This is a genomic window from Spiractinospora alimapuensis (assembly GCF_018437505.1).
Lineage (GTDB): Bacteria > Actinomycetota > Actinomycetes > Streptosporangiales > Streptosporangiaceae > Spiractinospora > Spiractinospora alimapuensis.
Genome location: NZ_CP072467.1, coordinates 4405178 through 4420180 on the forward strand (window position 1 = coordinate 4405178; position 15003 = coordinate 4420180).

19 protein-coding genes are annotated in these 15003 nt (G+C 70.2%); 9 read left to right on the forward strand and 10 right to left on the reverse strand.

What is annotated here, in order from left to right; translation table 11 throughout:
* Nucleotides 1-135 precede the first annotated feature (135 nt).
* On the forward strand, nucleotides 136-513 hold the full coding sequence (locus tag J4H86_RS20550; RefSeq protein ID WP_236539541.1) for a cupin domain-containing protein: 378 nt from the start codon (nucleotides 136-138) through the stop codon (nucleotides 511-513).
* A 51-nt stretch (nucleotides 514-564) separates the two neighbouring features.
* On the forward strand, nucleotides 565-867 hold the full coding sequence (locus J4H86_RS20555) for a putative quinol monooxygenase (RefSeq protein ID WP_236539543.1): 303 nt from the start codon (nucleotides 565-567) through the stop codon (nucleotides 865-867).
* Nucleotides 868-940: 73 nt separating this feature from the next.
* Here the strand turns inward: J4H86_RS20555 and J4H86_RS20560 are convergent, their stop codons facing one another.
* The 4 genes from J4H86_RS20560 to J4H86_RS20575 form a co-directional block, all read right to left on the reverse strand.
* A complete protein-coding gene (locus J4H86_RS20560) occupies nucleotides 941-1642 on the reverse strand; it encodes a PadR family transcriptional regulator (RefSeq protein ID WP_236539544.1) in 702 nt (233 codons plus the stop codon).
* A gap of 350 nt (nucleotides 1643-1992) precedes the next feature.
* Nucleotides 1993-2862 carry an NAD(P)-dependent oxidoreductase gene (locus J4H86_RS20565; RefSeq protein ID WP_269134489.1) on the reverse strand — a complete coding sequence of 290 codons (870 nt, stop codon included), beginning with the start codon at nucleotides 2860-2862 and terminating at the stop codon, nucleotides 1993-1995.
* Nucleotides 2863-3533: 671 nt separating this feature from the next.
* Nucleotides 3534-3761 carry a ferredoxin gene (locus J4H86_RS20570; protein WP_236539547.1) on the reverse strand — a complete coding sequence of 76 codons (228 nt, stop codon included), beginning with the start codon at nucleotides 3759-3761 and terminating at the stop codon, nucleotides 3534-3536.
* Nucleotides 3758-5008 (reverse strand): cytochrome P450, encoded by a 1251-nt coding sequence (locus tag J4H86_RS20575; RefSeq protein WP_236539549.1) that lies wholly within the window; start codon nucleotides 5006-5008, stop codon nucleotides 3758-3760. Before J4H86_RS20575 ends, J4H86_RS20570 begins: the two co-directional genes overlap by 4 nt.
* A gap of 80 nt (nucleotides 5009-5088) precedes the next feature.
* Here J4H86_RS20575 and J4H86_RS20580 point away from each other — a divergent pair, with 80 nt between their 5' ends.
* Nucleotides 5089-5748, forward strand: a complete 660-nt coding sequence (locus tag J4H86_RS20580; RefSeq protein WP_236539550.1) for a TetR/AcrR family transcriptional regulator — start codon at nucleotides 5089-5091, stop codon at nucleotides 5746-5748.
* 30 nt (nucleotides 5749-5778) lie between these two features.
* Here the strand turns inward: J4H86_RS20580 and J4H86_RS20585 are convergent, their stop codons facing one another.
* Nucleotides 5779-6039: a winged helix-turn-helix transcriptional regulator gene (locus tag J4H86_RS20585; protein ID WP_330932439.1), complete on the reverse strand. Its 261-nt coding sequence runs from the start codon at nucleotides 6037-6039 to the stop codon at nucleotides 5779-5781.
* A 379-nt stretch (nucleotides 6040-6418) separates the two neighbouring features.
* Between J4H86_RS20585 and J4H86_RS20590 the strand changes: the two genes are divergently transcribed.
* From J4H86_RS20590 to J4H86_RS20605, 4 genes are all read left to right on the forward strand, one after another.
* On the forward strand, nucleotides 6419-7717 hold the full coding sequence (locus J4H86_RS20590) for an RCC1 domain-containing protein (RefSeq protein ID WP_236539551.1): 1299 nt from the start codon (nucleotides 6419-6421) through the stop codon (nucleotides 7715-7717).
* A 562-nt stretch (nucleotides 7718-8279) separates the two neighbouring features.
* Nucleotides 8280-8828 carry a dihydrofolate reductase family protein gene (locus tag J4H86_RS20595; RefSeq protein ID WP_236539552.1) on the forward strand — a complete coding sequence of 183 codons (549 nt, stop codon included), beginning with the start codon at nucleotides 8280-8282 and terminating at the stop codon, nucleotides 8826-8828.
* Between the two features lie 240 nt (nucleotides 8829-9068).
* On the forward strand, nucleotides 9069-10286 hold the full coding sequence (locus J4H86_RS20600; RefSeq protein WP_236539553.1) for a winged helix DNA-binding domain-containing protein: 1218 nt from the start codon (nucleotides 9069-9071) through the stop codon (nucleotides 10284-10286).
* Nucleotides 10287-10296: 10 nt separating this feature from the next.
* Complete coding sequence (locus J4H86_RS20605; protein WP_236539554.1) at nucleotides 10297-10797, forward strand: GNAT family N-acetyltransferase; 501 nt, start codon at nucleotides 10297-10299, stop codon at nucleotides 10795-10797.
* Here the strand turns inward: J4H86_RS20605 and J4H86_RS20610 are convergent.
* The 4 genes from J4H86_RS20610 to J4H86_RS20625 all read right to left on the reverse strand — a co-directional run bounded on the left by J4H86_RS20610 (nucleotide 10771) and on the right by J4H86_RS20625 (nucleotide 13022).
* Nucleotides 10771-11181 carry an arsenate reductase ArsC gene (locus J4H86_RS20610; RefSeq protein ID WP_236539555.1) on the reverse strand — a complete coding sequence of 137 codons (411 nt, stop codon included), beginning with the start codon at nucleotides 11179-11181 and terminating at the stop codon, nucleotides 10771-10773. The genes J4H86_RS20605 and J4H86_RS20610 overlap by 27 nt on opposite strands.
* 67 nt (nucleotides 11182-11248) lie before the next feature.
* Nucleotides 11249-11776: a GNAT family N-acetyltransferase gene (locus tag J4H86_RS20615; protein ID WP_236539556.1), complete on the reverse strand. Its 528-nt coding sequence runs from the start codon at nucleotides 11774-11776 to the stop codon at nucleotides 11249-11251.
* Between the two features lie 93 nt (nucleotides 11777-11869).
* Nucleotides 11870-12415: a dihydrofolate reductase family protein gene (locus J4H86_RS20620; RefSeq protein WP_236539557.1), complete on the reverse strand. Its 546-nt coding sequence runs from the start codon at nucleotides 12413-12415 to the stop codon at nucleotides 11870-11872.
* Nucleotides 12405-13022 carry a TetR/AcrR family transcriptional regulator gene (locus tag J4H86_RS20625; protein WP_236539558.1) on the reverse strand — a complete coding sequence of 206 codons (618 nt, stop codon included), beginning with the start codon at nucleotides 13020-13022 and terminating at the stop codon, nucleotides 12405-12407. The genes J4H86_RS20620 and J4H86_RS20625 overlap by 11 nt, the downstream gene beginning before the upstream one ends.
* Before the next feature lie 151 nt (nucleotides 13023-13173).
* On the opposite strand from J4H86_RS20625, the gene J4H86_RS20630 reads away from it, so the two are divergent.
* Nucleotides 13174-13704: a hypothetical protein gene (locus J4H86_RS20630; protein ID WP_236539559.1), complete on the forward strand. Its 531-nt coding sequence runs from the start codon at nucleotides 13174-13176 to the stop codon at nucleotides 13702-13704.
* A gap of 31 nt (nucleotides 13705-13735) precedes the next feature.
* Here J4H86_RS20630 and J4H86_RS20635 read toward each other — a convergent pair whose 3' ends face one another.
* Nucleotides 13736-14263, reverse strand: coding sequence for a peroxiredoxin-like family protein (locus J4H86_RS20635; protein ID WP_236539560.1), 528 nt, complete (start codon nucleotides 14261-14263; stop codon nucleotides 13736-13738).
* A gap of 69 nt (nucleotides 14264-14332) precedes the next feature.
* Between J4H86_RS20635 and J4H86_RS20640 the strand changes: the two genes are divergently transcribed.
* Entirely contained in the window at nucleotides 14333-14941 is a 609-nt protein-coding gene (locus J4H86_RS20640; RefSeq protein WP_236539561.1) for a TetR/AcrR family transcriptional regulator, read from the forward strand.
* Nucleotides 14942-15003 lie beyond the last annotated feature (62 nt).

Sequence of the window (15003 nt, forward strand, 5' to 3'; positions counted from 1 at the left end):
CACCATCCTGACGTGTCGTTCGTCACGCTTGACGTCGACCGTGGTTGAGGTTTCAGGCTGGACGGTGTCCGTGTCGCGGGGGCGGGCGCCAGCGGGTCACCGGGGGGCCCGGCCGAGGTCAGAGCGGAGTGTGGGATGGAGCGGTACCGGTTCGGTGAGATCGACGTGGTCGTGCGGCTTGAGCTCCCGCGTCTCTCCGTCGTAGACCTCGAGGTGAGCCCCGGCGTGGTGGCGCCCGCGCACCGTCACGCGGGGGCCGACGAGGTCTTCCTCGGCGTCGAGGGGGTGCTCCGCGTCACGGTCGACGGGCGCGAGGTCGTCCTCGAGCCGGGGAGTGCCGTCACCGCGACAGGTGGTCAGGCGCACGGGTTCTCCACCGAGGACGGGGCGGCGCGGGCCACCGTGATCTACGCGCCCGGGGAGTTCCTCGGCTACTTCCGCGACGCGGCGCTCGCGACGACGCCCGAGGAGTTCGACGAGGTCCTGCGGCGGTGGGACGTCCACGCGGCGTGACCGGTCGTGGCGCACGAACGCCCAACGTCTGAGTGGTTCCAGGAGACCGTGATGGTGATCGAGTACATCCGATACGAGCTTCCCGAGGACGAGGTCGATCCGTTCGTCGCCGCGTACGCGCGAGCGTCGCGAGCCCTGGACGACTCACCGCACTGTCTGGGTTATGAGCTCGCCCGCGGTGTGGAGGAGCCGGGGAACGTGATCATTCGGATCGAGTGGGACTCGATCGAGGGACACGAGCGCCACTTCACCGACGGTCCGGACTTCCAGGGCTTCATCGGAGAGATCAAGCCCTGGCTGGGGCACATCGTGGAGATGCGCCACTACGACGTCACGGATGTCACCAGCGGGTGAGCTGCGTCGGTGAGCGCTGGGGCCCCGAACCACACGATTCTGGGCCCCAGCGGGAGTGACGCGGTCTCCGTGATCAGTCGTCGCCGGCGTCCTGTTCGGGATCGTCCTCGGCGAGGACCCGGTACAGCGACCGGCGAGCGTCGGTGAGGATGCGCTTCGCCTCCGCGGCCTGGGTCGTGGAGCCGGCGTGGACCACCTGCACCGCGGCCATGGCGACCTCGCCAAGGAGCTCGTGGACCTCCATCGCCTCGGAGTCGGTGTCCTCGGACGCGACCTCCCACGGCGCGGTGTACTGCTCGGGCTGGCTCTCGACGTGGGCCCGACCCTCGTCGGTCAGCGCGAACTCGCGCCGGCCGCCTGACTCGGTCGCCCGGACGAGACCTTCGTCCTCGAGCTGTTGCAGGGCGGGGTACACCGAACCCGCGCTGGGACGCCAGATCCCGTTGCTGCGATGCTCGATGTTCTTGATGATCTGGTAGCCGTTCAGCGGCTCCTCCGCGAGCAGCGCCAGGATCGACGCCCGGACGTCGCCGCGCCGCGCGCGCCGCTGTGGCCCGAACGGCCCACCGAAGCCTCCGCGTCGGGGGCCACCCCAACCCCCCCATGGGGGTCCGGGTGGGGGTCCCCACCCACGGAAACGTCCGCGGCCACCGCCGCGTGGCCCGCCGGGTCCGCCACCTCGTTCACCAGCCATCATCCACCGCATCGGGTTCCAGTCGCCGGGTCCGCCACACGCCCCGACGTGCGGGTGCGCGGACTCATGTTGAGCGGTCATCGTATCTCACAACCCTTCGTTGATGTTCTTCGTTAGTTCAACGATATATCGAGAACATTCGTATGCCAAGTGTCGTGCGTCACGGTGCGTGGCATGCCCAGCCACGCGGCACGGGATGGGGAAGTGGAGACGCGACGAGTCCCGCCAGGCGGGAGCGAGGTGGTGGCCGATTTTCCGGCGAGTGAGCCGAAAGCACGGCGTCGGACGCGTACTGCACGGCCGGGCGGCCTGAGCGTCGGCACGGTGGTGCGAGTCGGAGGGCCTCGCCCCCCTCATCCCACGCGACGCGTCGCGGCTCCCACCTGGCGGGCGTCACCGCCAGGGTGAGCGTCCGTGGACCGCCCCCGTGGTTACGGCGTCTGTGGTGTGTCCGGGAGCAGGGCGTCGTAGACGGCCGCGATGTCGTCCTCGGAGTGGCCGGCGTCGGCGGTGGTGCGGAACGTGTGGTGCAGGGCAGCGACGATCTCGGCGGACACGCCGTTCTCGTGGGCCTGGGTGAGGATCAGTGACAGGTCCTTCACGGCGCCGGCGACCTCGAACGAGGGGGCGTAGTCGCCGCGCATCATCGCGGACCCCTTCGCGTGGGCGTAGGCGAGGTCGAGCGTGCCGCCGGCGATGGCCTCCAGGAACAGGCGGGCGTCCAGGCCGGAACTCTCACAGAGGGCGAGGGCCTGGGCGACTCCGGCGGTCACCATGAGGACCCAGGAATTGCACGCCAACTTCAGGGAGGACGCGGCTCCGGGGGAGTCCGCGACCCAGATGGTCTTCTCGGCGTAGGTGTCGAAGACCCGCGTCGCGCGTTCGCGTTCGGACATCGTGCCGGCCGCCAGCACGGTCAGGGTGCCCTCCTGCGCGGGTCGCCTGGTGCCGAGCACGGGGGCGTCGATCATGGTGACGCCGAACTCACGCGCGGCGGCGGACAGCTCGGCGATGCCCTCGATCCCGACGGTCCCGGCCTGGATCCACAGGTCGTCGTTGATGGCCTCGAGGCACTGGTCCATCACGTGGATCGTGACGGCCGCGTCGAACAACATGGTGATGACGACGTCCGCGTCGGTGACGGCCTCGCGCGGTGTCGCGGCCCGCGTGGCCCCGGCGGCGACCACCGGCGCGGCGTGCTCAGCGGTGCGGTTCCACACGCGTACGTCGAACCCGCCGTCGACGAGGTTGAGGGCGATCCCCGAACCCATGATCCCAGTTCCCAGTACCGCCACCCGCATCCGCGGCCCCCCTCTCGTCACTTCTGGGAACCAGCACACCACGGAGAGCGCGCGGCGCCGGGCGCGGCACGCCGCGTACGACCGTGCTCGATCGGACGGCCCCCGAGCGCCAGGGCTCGTCTCGCCGAGCCACACCACGACCGCGATGTCGCGGCACCGAGGACTCTCGTCACCCACCACGATCCGGGGTCGTCGCCGATCGGTGAGGGCGATCGTCATCCTGACGAGCGGGGTGGGTGCGGCCGACGCCTCCTCCGCGCGTCGTTCCGTGATTCGGATTGGCGATGGCGGTGCGGTGGCCCCGTGCGGGTCACGGGAGGTGCGCGTCTCGACGGGACCGGCGCGTTGTCCCTCACCGCCGGTGGGGGCGTGGAGTGTTCCGGGGGACGGACGCCCGTCCCCATCGAGGGTGTGATGGACGTCAGGTGGGCGAGTGCTCCGTGCTGGGTTCCGTGGTCCGGATCGTGTGGGTGGGGGCCAGGCCGGCAGACCCGTCGTTCGGGGCGTTGACGCGTCCGTGGGGACTCTCGTGGATCGGTGAGCCGCTCCGTGATCCGGCCTGGCCAAGGCGGTGCGTTGCCCGGTCTCGACGCGACGCGCCGCGCTCCCGTCGGCAGGGGCGTGGAGCGATCCAGAGCGCGGACACCTCCCCCCATCGGGCGTGGTGGACGTCAGGGGGGCGAGCCCTCCTCCGCGTCGGAGTCCGTGGTCAGGATCGCGCGTGAGGGGCACAGGCGGGCCGCCTCGGCCGCCGAGGCGACCTGGTCGGAGGACAACGTTCCGTCGGCCACCAACACCAGGACGAGGCCCTCGTCCTCGTCCTGGGTGAACAGGTCGGGTGCGGTCAGGGCACACATGCCCGCGCCGACGCACGTGTCCCGGTCGGCCTGGACCCTCATGACGTCGTGTCCCTCTCCCATGTCACGGGCAGTTCGCGCAGGCCAAGGACGAGAGCGTCGTCCCGGACCGGAACGTCGTCCGCGGCGACCGCGAGACGCAGGGTGGGGAAGCGGTCCAGCAAGGCGCGGAACGCGATGCGCAACTCGATCCGGGCGAGCTGCTGTCCCAGGCACTGGTGGATCCCATGACCCAGAGCCAGGTGCTGGCGAGGGCGCTCCCGGTCGAATCGCAGGCTGTGCGGGTCGGGGAAGACGGACGGGTCGCGGTTCACCGCCGGGACCGACACGGTGACCCCCTGGCCGGCGCGGATGAGTGTTCCCGCGACCTCGACGTCTTCCAAGGCGACCCGGTTGGGGGCGCCCAGGTGCACGATGCTGTGGAACCGCAGCAGTTCCTCGACGGCCGTTTCCGTCAGGTCGGGATCCGATCGCAGCGCCGCGAGGTGGTCGGGGTGTTGGAGCAGCGAGAACACCCCCAACGCGATCTGGTTCGCGGTGGTTTCGTGCCCGGCGACGAGCAGGGTCAGGGCGATGTGGGTGAGTTCCTCCTCGGTGACCTCACCGCTGGCCGCCAGGCCACCGAGGATGTTGTCACCCGGGTCGGCGAGTTGCCTGCGCGCCTGGCCGCGCAGGTAGCGGCCGAGTTCCACGCCGGCCGCTGCGACGTCCTCGGTGGCCCCGATCAGGGAGAGCAACCGGGTCGTGAGGTCCTGGAACAGGTCGTGGTCCGTGTAGGGCACGCCCAACAGTTCGCAGATGACCAGGGACGGGATCGGGAGAGCGAAGGTCGACACCAGGTCGGCGGGTGGGCCGGCCTCCTCCATCGCGTCCAGACGGCTCGCGGTGATCTCCTCGATGCGCGGCTCCAGCGTGCGCATACGCCGCACCGTGAACTGGCCGGTGAGTAGTCGGCGCAACCGCGTGTGTTCCGGCGGGTCCATCTGACCGAAGGACCCGGGGCGCACCTCGCCCCGCTCCGCGTCGTTGCCCACGCCCGGAGGGCGGACCGCGTCGTGCTTGAGGTTGGGGTTGGTGCTGAACCGGGGGTCGGCGAGCACCGCGCGGGCCTCCTCGAGCCCCGTCACCAGCCACCCGACGTGCCCGTCCAGGTAGGCCAGGGGACTCAGCGGTCCCCGCGCGTGACGTTCCTCCAACTCGGCGGGTGGGCGGAACGGGCAGCCACCGGTGCGCTGCCGGGGTACGGGAGACGCATTCGTCTCGTCCTGGTTCGTGGGCTCAGTTCGCATGCTGACTCCAACTTTGAGAGATGACTCCGATGTTAAGAGGCAACTATCAAGATCGCAATGGCGATGAGGTGGTCCGGATTATGCTGGGGGCGCCATCGGACGGTGTGATGGCGCGGACGAAGGAGATGAGCCCACTGGCCACGAGCGCGGGAACCGGAGCGTGGGAGCGCAAGCGGGCACGGGCGCGGGTGTCGATCCAGCGCGCCGCCTTTCGCCTGTTCCGAGAACAGGGGTTCGCCGCGACGACGGTGGAACAGGTCGCCGAGCAGGCCGACGTCGCGCCCAGCACCGTCTTCCGGTATTTTCCGACCAAGCAGGACCTGTTGGTCTTCGACCCCGCCTACTCGCTGCTGCGTCCCCTGTCCGAGGCCTTCGAGGCCATGCCGCCGGAGCTGACGCCGCTCCAAGCACTGCGCGGCGCGGTACGCGAGGCGCTCGCCCAGCTCTCCCCCGAGGCGCGCGAGATCCGCTACGAACGCGACCTGTTGATGCTCACCGTTCCGGAACTCTGGTCGGCGAACTTCGGGTTGTTGGGCGAGGGGATCGACGCGATCGCGGAGCTTGTCGCTCGCCGCGTGGGACGCCCGAACGACGACCCGCGGGTGCGGGCCTTCGCCCGCGCGGCCTCGGGCGCGGGCATCGGTGTCCTGATCGCGTGGTCACGCGCACCGGGGGATGAGGACCCGATCGAGGCCATCGACGCCGCCTTCGCCGCGCTGGAGGACGGCCTCACCCTGTGAGTCCCACCTCGGCCACCCTGGCCAGGTCCGCTACGTGGGGCGGTTCGCGGTGTCGTACCGCTCCCGGTTGGCCAGCACCTCGTCCATGTGTGCCTCCGCCCACCCCTTGATCCCGCGCATGACCTCGTGCAGCGACAACCCCAGCGGGGTCAGCTCGTAGGTCACGGTGACCGGGACCGTCGCGGTCACCGTGCGGGTGAGCAGACCGTCGCGCTCCAACGAGCGCAGGGTCTGGGTGAGCATCTTCTGGCTGACCCCAGCCAGGCGGCGGGACAGCTCGGAGTAGCGCATGGCGCGCGGTTCCCCTCACTGGTCGGCCCTCCAGAGGGACGCCGTCCCCCGGAACGCGACGGCGGGCGGTTTGTCGGAGTACGGCCGGTGCCGCTCCCGAGGAGCGGTGGTGGCACTGTGTGGGAGGCCACCCGCCGCGCGGGCCCCCGACCGGCGTGTCACGACAAGCCGATTGGCTCTGACCTGCGGGAATCCGTGGTTCTTTCGTGTTACGAATGGTCGCATAAGCGACACATAAAGAACTGGTGGTTGCCGACGGTGGTTCGGTGTGGGAGTCCCACACCGAACCACCGGTCCCGGTGCTCCAGTGCTGTCACCGGTGTGCGGGTGGGCTGTCGTCAGTGCCGGCCCGAGCGGGGTCGAACGTCACGGGGGAACGATGCTGGGGAACGTCGCGGGAGTCGTGTTGCCACGCCAGGGTCTCCGCGCACGGGGGCGGTCCGGCGCGCGGGGGAGCGTGTTCCGTCGGTGCGCCACCGTCGGCGCCCTGGTCGGCGCCCTGGTCGGCGCCATGGCGCAGCCGCCGGTGGCGTACGCCGAGGGGAACTCGGCCGACCCCACCCTCTCCTGGGGCCGCAACAGCTTCGGCCAGCTCGGCGACGGTGAGACCGCCAACGCTTCCACTCCCGTCAACGTGGACCTGCCGGCGGGCGAGAGTCTGGTGCAGGTGGTCGGCGGCCAGTACCACTCGCTCGCCGTGACCTCCCGCGGACGCCTGTTGAGTTGGGGACGGAACAACTACGGGCAGCTGGGGGACGGAACGTCCACGAACCGCGAGGCCCCCGCGGAGGTGGAGCTTCCCGGCGAAGCCACCGTCACCCACGTCGCCGCCGGCTCCGCCCACAGCCTCGCCGTCACCTCGGACGGCACGGTGCTGGCATGGGGCCTGAACAACTTCGGTCAACTGGGCGACGGGACCACCACCAACCGCGGTACGCCCCGGGAGGTGGAGCTCCCCGACGGGACTGCGGTACGACAGGTGGCCGCCGGCGCGGCGTTCGGACTCGCCCTGACGACGGACGACCGACTCCTGGCCTGGGGCGAGAACAGCTACGGCCAGTTGGGCGACGGCACCACCAACCACCGGGGAACCCCCGTGGAAGTGGACCTGCCCGACGGTGCCGGCGTCAGTCAAGTAGCCACGGGAAGCCTCTACCACGCGCTCGCCCTGACCACCGACGGAACACTGCTCTCCTGGGGACGCAACCGGTACGGCCAACTCGGTGACGGCACCGACGACAACCGGGCCACACCCGGCGCCGTGGACCTGCCCGACGGCGTGACCGTCACCCAGGCGGCGGTCGGCGGCTGGCACAGCCTCGCCGTCACCGACGACGGTGACGTGCTGGCGTGGGGTCAGAACCTCTACGGCCAACTCGGCGACGACACCAACACCGACCGTGACACCCCCATCCAGGTGCCCCTGCCCGAGGACACCGCCATCACCGAGGTCGCGACGGGAAGCCAGTACCACAGCCTGGCCAGGTCGTCCGACGGTGAGGTGTTCGCCTGGGGGGCCAACGGCTCCGGGGAGCTCGGCGACGGAACCACGACACGCAGGCACACCCCGGTGAAGACACGACTGGCGGACGGCTCCGAGATCACCGCCCTCGCCGCCGGCTACCGTCACAGCTTCGCCCTGACCACCACCGCGCGTGGGCTGCTCAGCGAACTCTGACCGTCCGAACCCGTCCCGCGACATCCGTTCCCCGCGGACGCGGGGCCGGCCGAGGCGCCGACCCACGGTGAGCCGCCGCGGCATTGGACGTGGGGCTCACCATCGGTACGGTCGCCGGCGGCGACCGTCGAGGTCGCACCAACCCATGGGCTGGCCGCCGACGGGCGTACGCTTCCCGTGGCTGGCCAAGACTCCCACCTCCCATTGGGCGGGGCGCTGGGGCGCCGGGCGCACGCTTCGGGCTCTTCACTGGTGTGCGCCGATTCGAAGTCTCCGAGCCGGTCCCGCGGGTCCGCCGCCCGCGATGGATCGGTCCGTTGTCGTGGCTCACGGTGCTGACGTCGATCACGGGGAGCCGGCCCCGTCCTCATGTGGTCGTCGCCCTCGCGTCGCGGAGTTGGCACGCCCCAGAGAGACCCACCGTCCGGACGACGACATCCCTCACCGCGTCGAGACCGACGCACCCGGCGTCGGCGCGTGGTTGGCCGTCCGAACACGACCGTTGGCCACCCCTGTCGAGGGCAACCCGCTCGGCGCGACCTGTCGGGGGTACGCTTCGTGGATGGGACCTCTTCGGTACTCCATCAACATCACGTTGGACGGGTGCTGCGACCATCGCGCGGTCACGGCGGACGAAGAGCTGCATCGTCATCACATCGCGAACCTCGAGCGGGCCGACGCTCTGCTCTTCGGCCGGGTGACCTACGAGATGATGGAGGCGGCGTGGCGGCCGCGGGCCGCGGCGGAGCCGCGACCCGACTGGACGGATCCCTTCGCCCGGACGATCGACGCGGCGAGGAAGTACGTCGTGTCGAGCACCCTGGAGCGGGTCGACTGGAACGCGGAGCTTGTGCGCGGGGATCTGGGCGAGGCGGTGCGACAGCTCAAACACGACTCCGAGCGGGGAGTGTTCGTCGGTGGCGTGACGCTCCCACGGGCACTGGCCGAGCTGGGACTGATCGACGAGTACGAGTTCGTCGTGCATCCCCGGCTCGTCGGCCACGGGCCGACACTGTTCGCGGGAATGACGAAGCCCGTCGACCTGAAGCCCGTGGACAGGCTGGAGCTCGCCTCGGGCGCGGTGGCGATGCGGTACGAGCCACGCAGGTAGCCCGGGGTGAGCCCCCACGACCAGGCGGGCAGGGCGAGAGCGGAGTGCGGACGGCGGGACGCTCTGACGCCCGCACTCGCACACCGGCCGAACCCCCGCACCACGGCGTCGAGCCGCCACCGCGGGATGTGCGCACCCGGGGCACCGACGAGGGGGCCGACCGCCTCCTGTTCCGGCCTGACCGCCGGCACCCTGCTCGCCGCACGCGTGCCCCGCGCTCGACTGGGGAGAACCCCGAGCATGACCATGACAGTCGACGTGGCGCGGGTGCGTGCGTTTCGCGCGGCCCGTCACCATCTCACTGAGCGCCGACCGATCGACGATGTTCTCGCGGTGGTCGGGGCATGCGGGATCCAGAACACGCCGCCCTGGGCGGCCGGGGTGGCCTTGGGCGCCCGGCTGGACGGATTCACCCTGGACGCGTTCGACCGCGCCGTGAGCGTGGACCGGACCCTCACCCAGTCCTGGTGCATGCGTGGTGCCCCGTTCCTCTTTCCCACCAACGACATCGACGTGTTCACCACAGGGCTCCTACCGGACACCGAACGGGACATCCGTGCCTTCGTCGTCGGTGTCAAACCCGCGCTGGACGCCCTGGAGATGAGCGCGATCGAGGCCGTCGACCGGACCGAGGCGACGCTGCCCCGGATCCTCTCCGGCAGACAGCTCCCCATCGATCCGCTCGGCAAGGAGATCGCGGACACGATCGCGGAGTACCTCCCCCTGGCGCGTCGGCGGACCTGGGACGAGCCGGGGCCCTACTCTCCGGGACAGCCGTTGGGGGAGGGGGTCGTCCACTTCGTGCTGCGGATCAGCACCCTGAAGCAGACGATCTGCTTCGCTCCCCGCAGTGGGAACAAGGCCCCGTTCGTTCTCACCAGCGAGTGGCTGGGGGACGACAGGCGTCACACCGAGCAGGACGAGGCCCGGCGAGAGCTGCTCCGGCGCTATCTCCGCCGTTACGGCCCTTCGAACTCCGCGGGTTTCGCGGCCTGGGCGGGGATCTCCCCACAGCAGGCCTCCGACACCTGGGATCTGCTGGCGGAGGAGCTGACGAGTGTTCGCGGCCACAAGGGCGGGACCACCTGGGTCCTGGGCGACGACGTCGGCGCGTTGGAGAGCGCATCGGTGCCCGACAGTGTGCGCCTGCTCCCGCCCAGCGACCCCTACCTCCGGCAACAGGACCGCGACACCATCCTCGACGACACCACGCGACACCCGGTCCTGTGGCGGACCGTCGGCGCGCCGGGGGCGGTGCTCCGAGCCGGTCGGGTCGTTGGCGTCTGGAACGCCAGGAAGCGGGGTAGGCGCCTCGATCTCACGGTGCGGCCGTTCGAGCCTCTCCCGGAGGGCGTGCGTTCCGCGGTGGCGGCCGAGGCCGACGTTCTCGCTCCCCTGCGTGGTGCGGAGCGAGTGGCCCTGTCGTTCACGGAGGAGCGGACCTCCGCCACTGGATAGGCTGCCCCCCGTGCAGATCCGTGCCTACCGGCCGAGCGACGCCCGCCCCACCCTGGACGTGTTCCGGCGCGCGGTCCACCAGACGGCGCGCCGCGACTACACCGAGGAGCAGGTCGACGCCTGGGCTCCGGAGTTGATCGACGTGGACGTGTGGGCGGCGCGGAGGGCCCAGGCCGAGACCCTCGTCGCCGTGGCGGACGACCACGTCCTCGGGTTCTGTGACCTCGACCCGCAGGGACACATCGACATGCTGTTCGTCGACCCGGCGTGGGGACGACGTGGTGTCGCGTCCCAGATGCTGGACCGCGTCATGGCTCGGGCGCGTGCGCGGGGCCTGAAAACCCTGACGACGTACGCGAGCCTGACCGCACGTCCCTTCTTCGAGCGCCACGGGTTCACGGTCACCGAGGAACGGTGGCCGGAGGTGCGGGGGGTGCGCATGCGGAACTTCGCCATGGTCCGTCGTGTGGCCGGGGACCGCGGGTCACCGTCCGGGCAGAAGCTCCCGTAGCAGCGTCTCCACCCGCGCCCTGATCTCGTCCCTGATCGTTCGCACGGCCTCGAGGTCCGCACCCGCGGGATCGGACAGCGTCCAATCCAGGTAGCGCTTCCCCGGGAAGACGGGACAGGCGTCGCCGCACCCCATGGTGACGCACACGTCCGACTCCCGCACGGCGGTGGACGTCAACACGGTGGGCGTGTTGGCGGAGATGTCGATCCCGACCTCCAACATCGCCTCGACGACAGCGGGGTGGACCGCCGCGGCGGGTTCGGACCCAGCGGAGCGGACCTCTACCCGGTCGCCCGCGAGATGGGTCAGCCACCCGGCGGCCATCTGGGAGCGGCCGGCGTTGTGCACACAGACGAACAGCACCGAGGGCGTGGAGATGGACATCCTCCTGTTGTACCAGCGACAGGTGAACCGGTGCTCGTACGGACACCGTCCTGGGTGAGCTCCAGTGTCAGCGGTCACCGTCGGTCGCGAGGACCTGGAACAGCAGGTGGTCCTCCCACTTACCGGCGATCTTCAGGTACTGGGGTGCTCGACCGTACTGTTGGAAGCCGTTGCGTTGGAGCACCCGCTGGGAGGCGTGGTTCTCCGGCATCGTCTCGGCCTGCAGGCGGTGGAGCGCCAACCGGGTGAACGCCAACTCCTTGACCTCCGCCACGGCGGTGGAGGCGAGACCCCGGCCGTTGTACTCCATCCCCACCCAGTAACCGATCACGCCGGACTGGAACGCCCCCCGGACGATCCCCCGCACGCTGATGACGCCCACGACCTCCCCACTGGGGGCGAGGATGCCCAGGATGACCGCCTGGCCGGCCTCGTACTCCGCGAGCCCCGTGCGGATGATCCCGCGCTGGCCCTCCGACTGGTAGTGCGAGTCGTCGCGGACGGCGTCCCAGGGAGCGAAGAACTCACGGTTGCGCCGCATCAGCTCCGCGATACGCGGTGCGTCCTCCTCGGTAAGGAGCCGGGTGACCTGCATGCGCTACCTCTCTTCGGTTCGTGGGGCCGCGGAGAGGTTATCGTGCGGGGCTCGACCCGTCGGACTCCGTGCCCGGGGCCGAGGCCTTCGCGGTCACTCCTGGTCCACCACGTAGGTGGTCTGGATGACGCCCGCGCCCAGGCGGACGGTGGACCGCAGGGTGAGGGGTATGTCCCCGCCGACCGGCCCGAACAGGGGCACCCCCTCGCCGATCAGGACGGGAACCGTGGTGATCGTCAGCTCCTGGACCATGCCTGCCCGCAGGAGTGCGCGGATCGTCTTCCCGCCATCCACGTAGACGTCCGTGCTGCCCCATGAGGCGAGGCCGGCGGCGAGGGAGGCCTCGTCACGGAAGACGGTGACCCGGGTGTCCGCGTCATCGGGGAGGGTGGTGCTGAGCACCGCGACCCGTAGGTCGGTGTAGGGCCAGTTGTCTTCACCGAAGCCGAGGGCGGTCTCGAACGTGCCCCGTCCGACCACCATCGTGTCGATCCCGGCGATGAAGTCGTGATAGCCGGTGTCGCCCGCGGCCTCGCCCCGTGGGACCAGCCAGTCCAGCGATCCGTCTGGGCGCGCGATGAACCCGTCGACGCTGATGCCGATGAACACCTTCCCGGTGAAGGTTCGCTCAGGAGCCATGATCTCCGTTCTCTCTGGGTGCGGGTGTCAGGTAGGGGTGGAGAACCGTGTCGACGTCGCGTTCGAGGTCCGTGACGAGCGGTCCGGTCCCGGTCAGTGCCCAGGTGATGAGGCTCCCGTTGTAGGCGACCTGAACCGACCGGGCCAGGACCTCCACCGGGGCGTCGCTCGCCAACTCCCCCTGGGTCCGCGCCGCGTCGAGCAGTGTGGTGAGTTCCTGACGGACCCGGGTCGCGTGCTGACTCGCCAACGCGCGCAGTTCGGGATCCGCGAGGTCCATGTGCAGCAGCCCAAGGTGGTTGGCGAGCCTCTCGGGGCTTCGGACCCCGGACACCTGGTCGGCCAACGCCGCGCGCAGCGCCGCGAGCGGGGAGGGGTACGTCTCCCGCGCGCGTTGGAACGGGGCCTCGGCGACGGCCACGCCGTGCTGGGCGAACGCCAGCAGCAGGCCATGCCGGGAGCCGAAGCGCTGCACGATGGTGGCCGGGGCGAGCCCGGCCTCGGCGGCGACCCGGGCCAGTGTCACCGCGTGCGGACCTTCTCGGCCGATGACCTCGCCCAGCGCGCGCAGGATGGACTCGTCGCTCGCCGATCTCGGTCGTGGCACGACGTCTCCGTCCGGGTGTGGGACACGAGTTCGTCAACTTACCGGAGAACATGTTAGTAAACAAACGGATGTTTATTAATGATGACAACGTCCAACCAACACGCTTGGTAGGCTCCCAGCGCACCGCGCCCCCAACCGGAGAGGCCCACGCATGGACCTCACGCGACACCCCGTCCCGCGGAAGTTGGCACGTGCCGCTGAGATGGAGGCCTTCGGTCGCTACGCCGGCGCGGCCCGCTGCGCGGTGTCGGTGCCGTGGGGGTGGCTCGTCCTGCCAGTGCTGCTGCTGGTGACCGGCCCCCTGGGAATGGCGGGCCTCATCGAGATGGACACCTCCCGTCAGGGAGAGGTCGACACCGGTACGTTCCTCTTCGGGACGGTCCTCGGAGCGGTGTTCCTGGTCGTCGCCGTCCTGCGCTACCTCGGCCAGGACCGGACCGGGATCTACTTCTTCGACGAGGGGTTCATCGTCGACCAGGGAAAGACCGGCGCGACCATGCTGCGGTGGTCATCACTCCTCGGTCACGAGTACCAGGACGAGAAGGGCCGCTCGGTGTACCTGGTCCGCACGGAACAACAGCGGCACTGGACCCGGGTCCCTCCCGTCCGCGGCCTCGACGAGATCGGGCCGTCCCTCATGCGGAGATCGGGGAGTGCCGGGTCGACGCCCCCCACCGTCTAGGGAGCGTTCCGCCGGGCGTGGTCGGCGCGCGTCACGGGTTCTCCGTCTCGGCGTGCGCGAGTAGTTCGTCGACCGACCACTGGTCGTAGGCGTGTTCGCCGTGCTTGCTGGCGACGATCCGGCCGTCGGTCGCGATGAGGAAGTCCGCCGGCATTCCCTGACGGCCCCCTGGTTGATGGAGGGCCGGCGGGCGTCGGGAGCCGGACAGGATCATGCCGGAGCCGCGCAGTATGGCCAGCCATGTCCTGGGGTGGAGTAGTGCGCGCCGGCTCGACTCGACACCGAACGCTCGGTAGTGACGCTTCTCTGGGTCGGGGATGACCGCGAAGGGGAGGTCGTAGTCACGCAGCGCCTCGGCGGGGGAATGGAAGAGGACCACCTCGCGGATGCCCGCCGCCTCGATCTCGTCGTGGCGCTGGATGACGGTGCGTAGGTGCAGGTTGCAGATGGGGCAGCCGGCGAATCGTCGGAACTGCAGGTGGGTCAGGCGTTCGCGGTCCGGGACCTCGACTCGTTCGCCCGTCACGGTCGTGAGTTCGAGTGCGGAGACCTTGTTCATGCGACCCCCTCGTAGGCGTTTGCTGTACGCCTACGACGTTATGCGCGTATGCTGTACGCTGTCAAAGCGATGCCACGCCCGAAGTCCTTGACCCACTGTCAGATCGCCGCCGCGGCGTTGAACGTCGTCGAGCGCGAAGGGGTCGACGCCCTGTCGATGCGCGCGGTCGCCCAGGAGCTCGGCATGGGGACCATGTCGCTCTACCGCTACGTCTCCGACCGCGCTCAGGTCGAGGAGCTTGTGGTGGACCAGGTGCTGCGGGCCGTGGAGCTGCGAGTCCCGACGGGAACACCCGGTGAGCGCCTCTACGTCCTCGCCGAGCGTGTACGCTCCGCGGTCCTGGACCACGCGCCCGTCGTGCCTCTCCTCCTGCTCCACCGGCACCGCGCGCCGAGCAGCGTCCGATGGGGCGAGGCGGTGCTCACCGTCCTCACCGAGGCGGGCATCCACGGCCAGGACCGCGTGATCGCCTTCCGTGCGGTGCTTGGGTACCTCTGCGGTGCGCTCCAGGTCGAGTACTTCGGCTCTCTCTCCGGCGCCGGGACGGCCGCACTGGCCGCCGTGCCCACCGACGAGTTCCCCCTGCTGGCCGAGACCGCGGCCGAGGCCAAGGACATCCCGCCGGATGAGGAGTTCCGACGCGGATTCGCCATCGTGTTGCGCGGGCTCGGCTGGTGACCCGTAGCCCCTTCCCCAGGAGTGGGCGTTCCGGGAGGAGCTCCGGTTCCACGTGGCTCGCG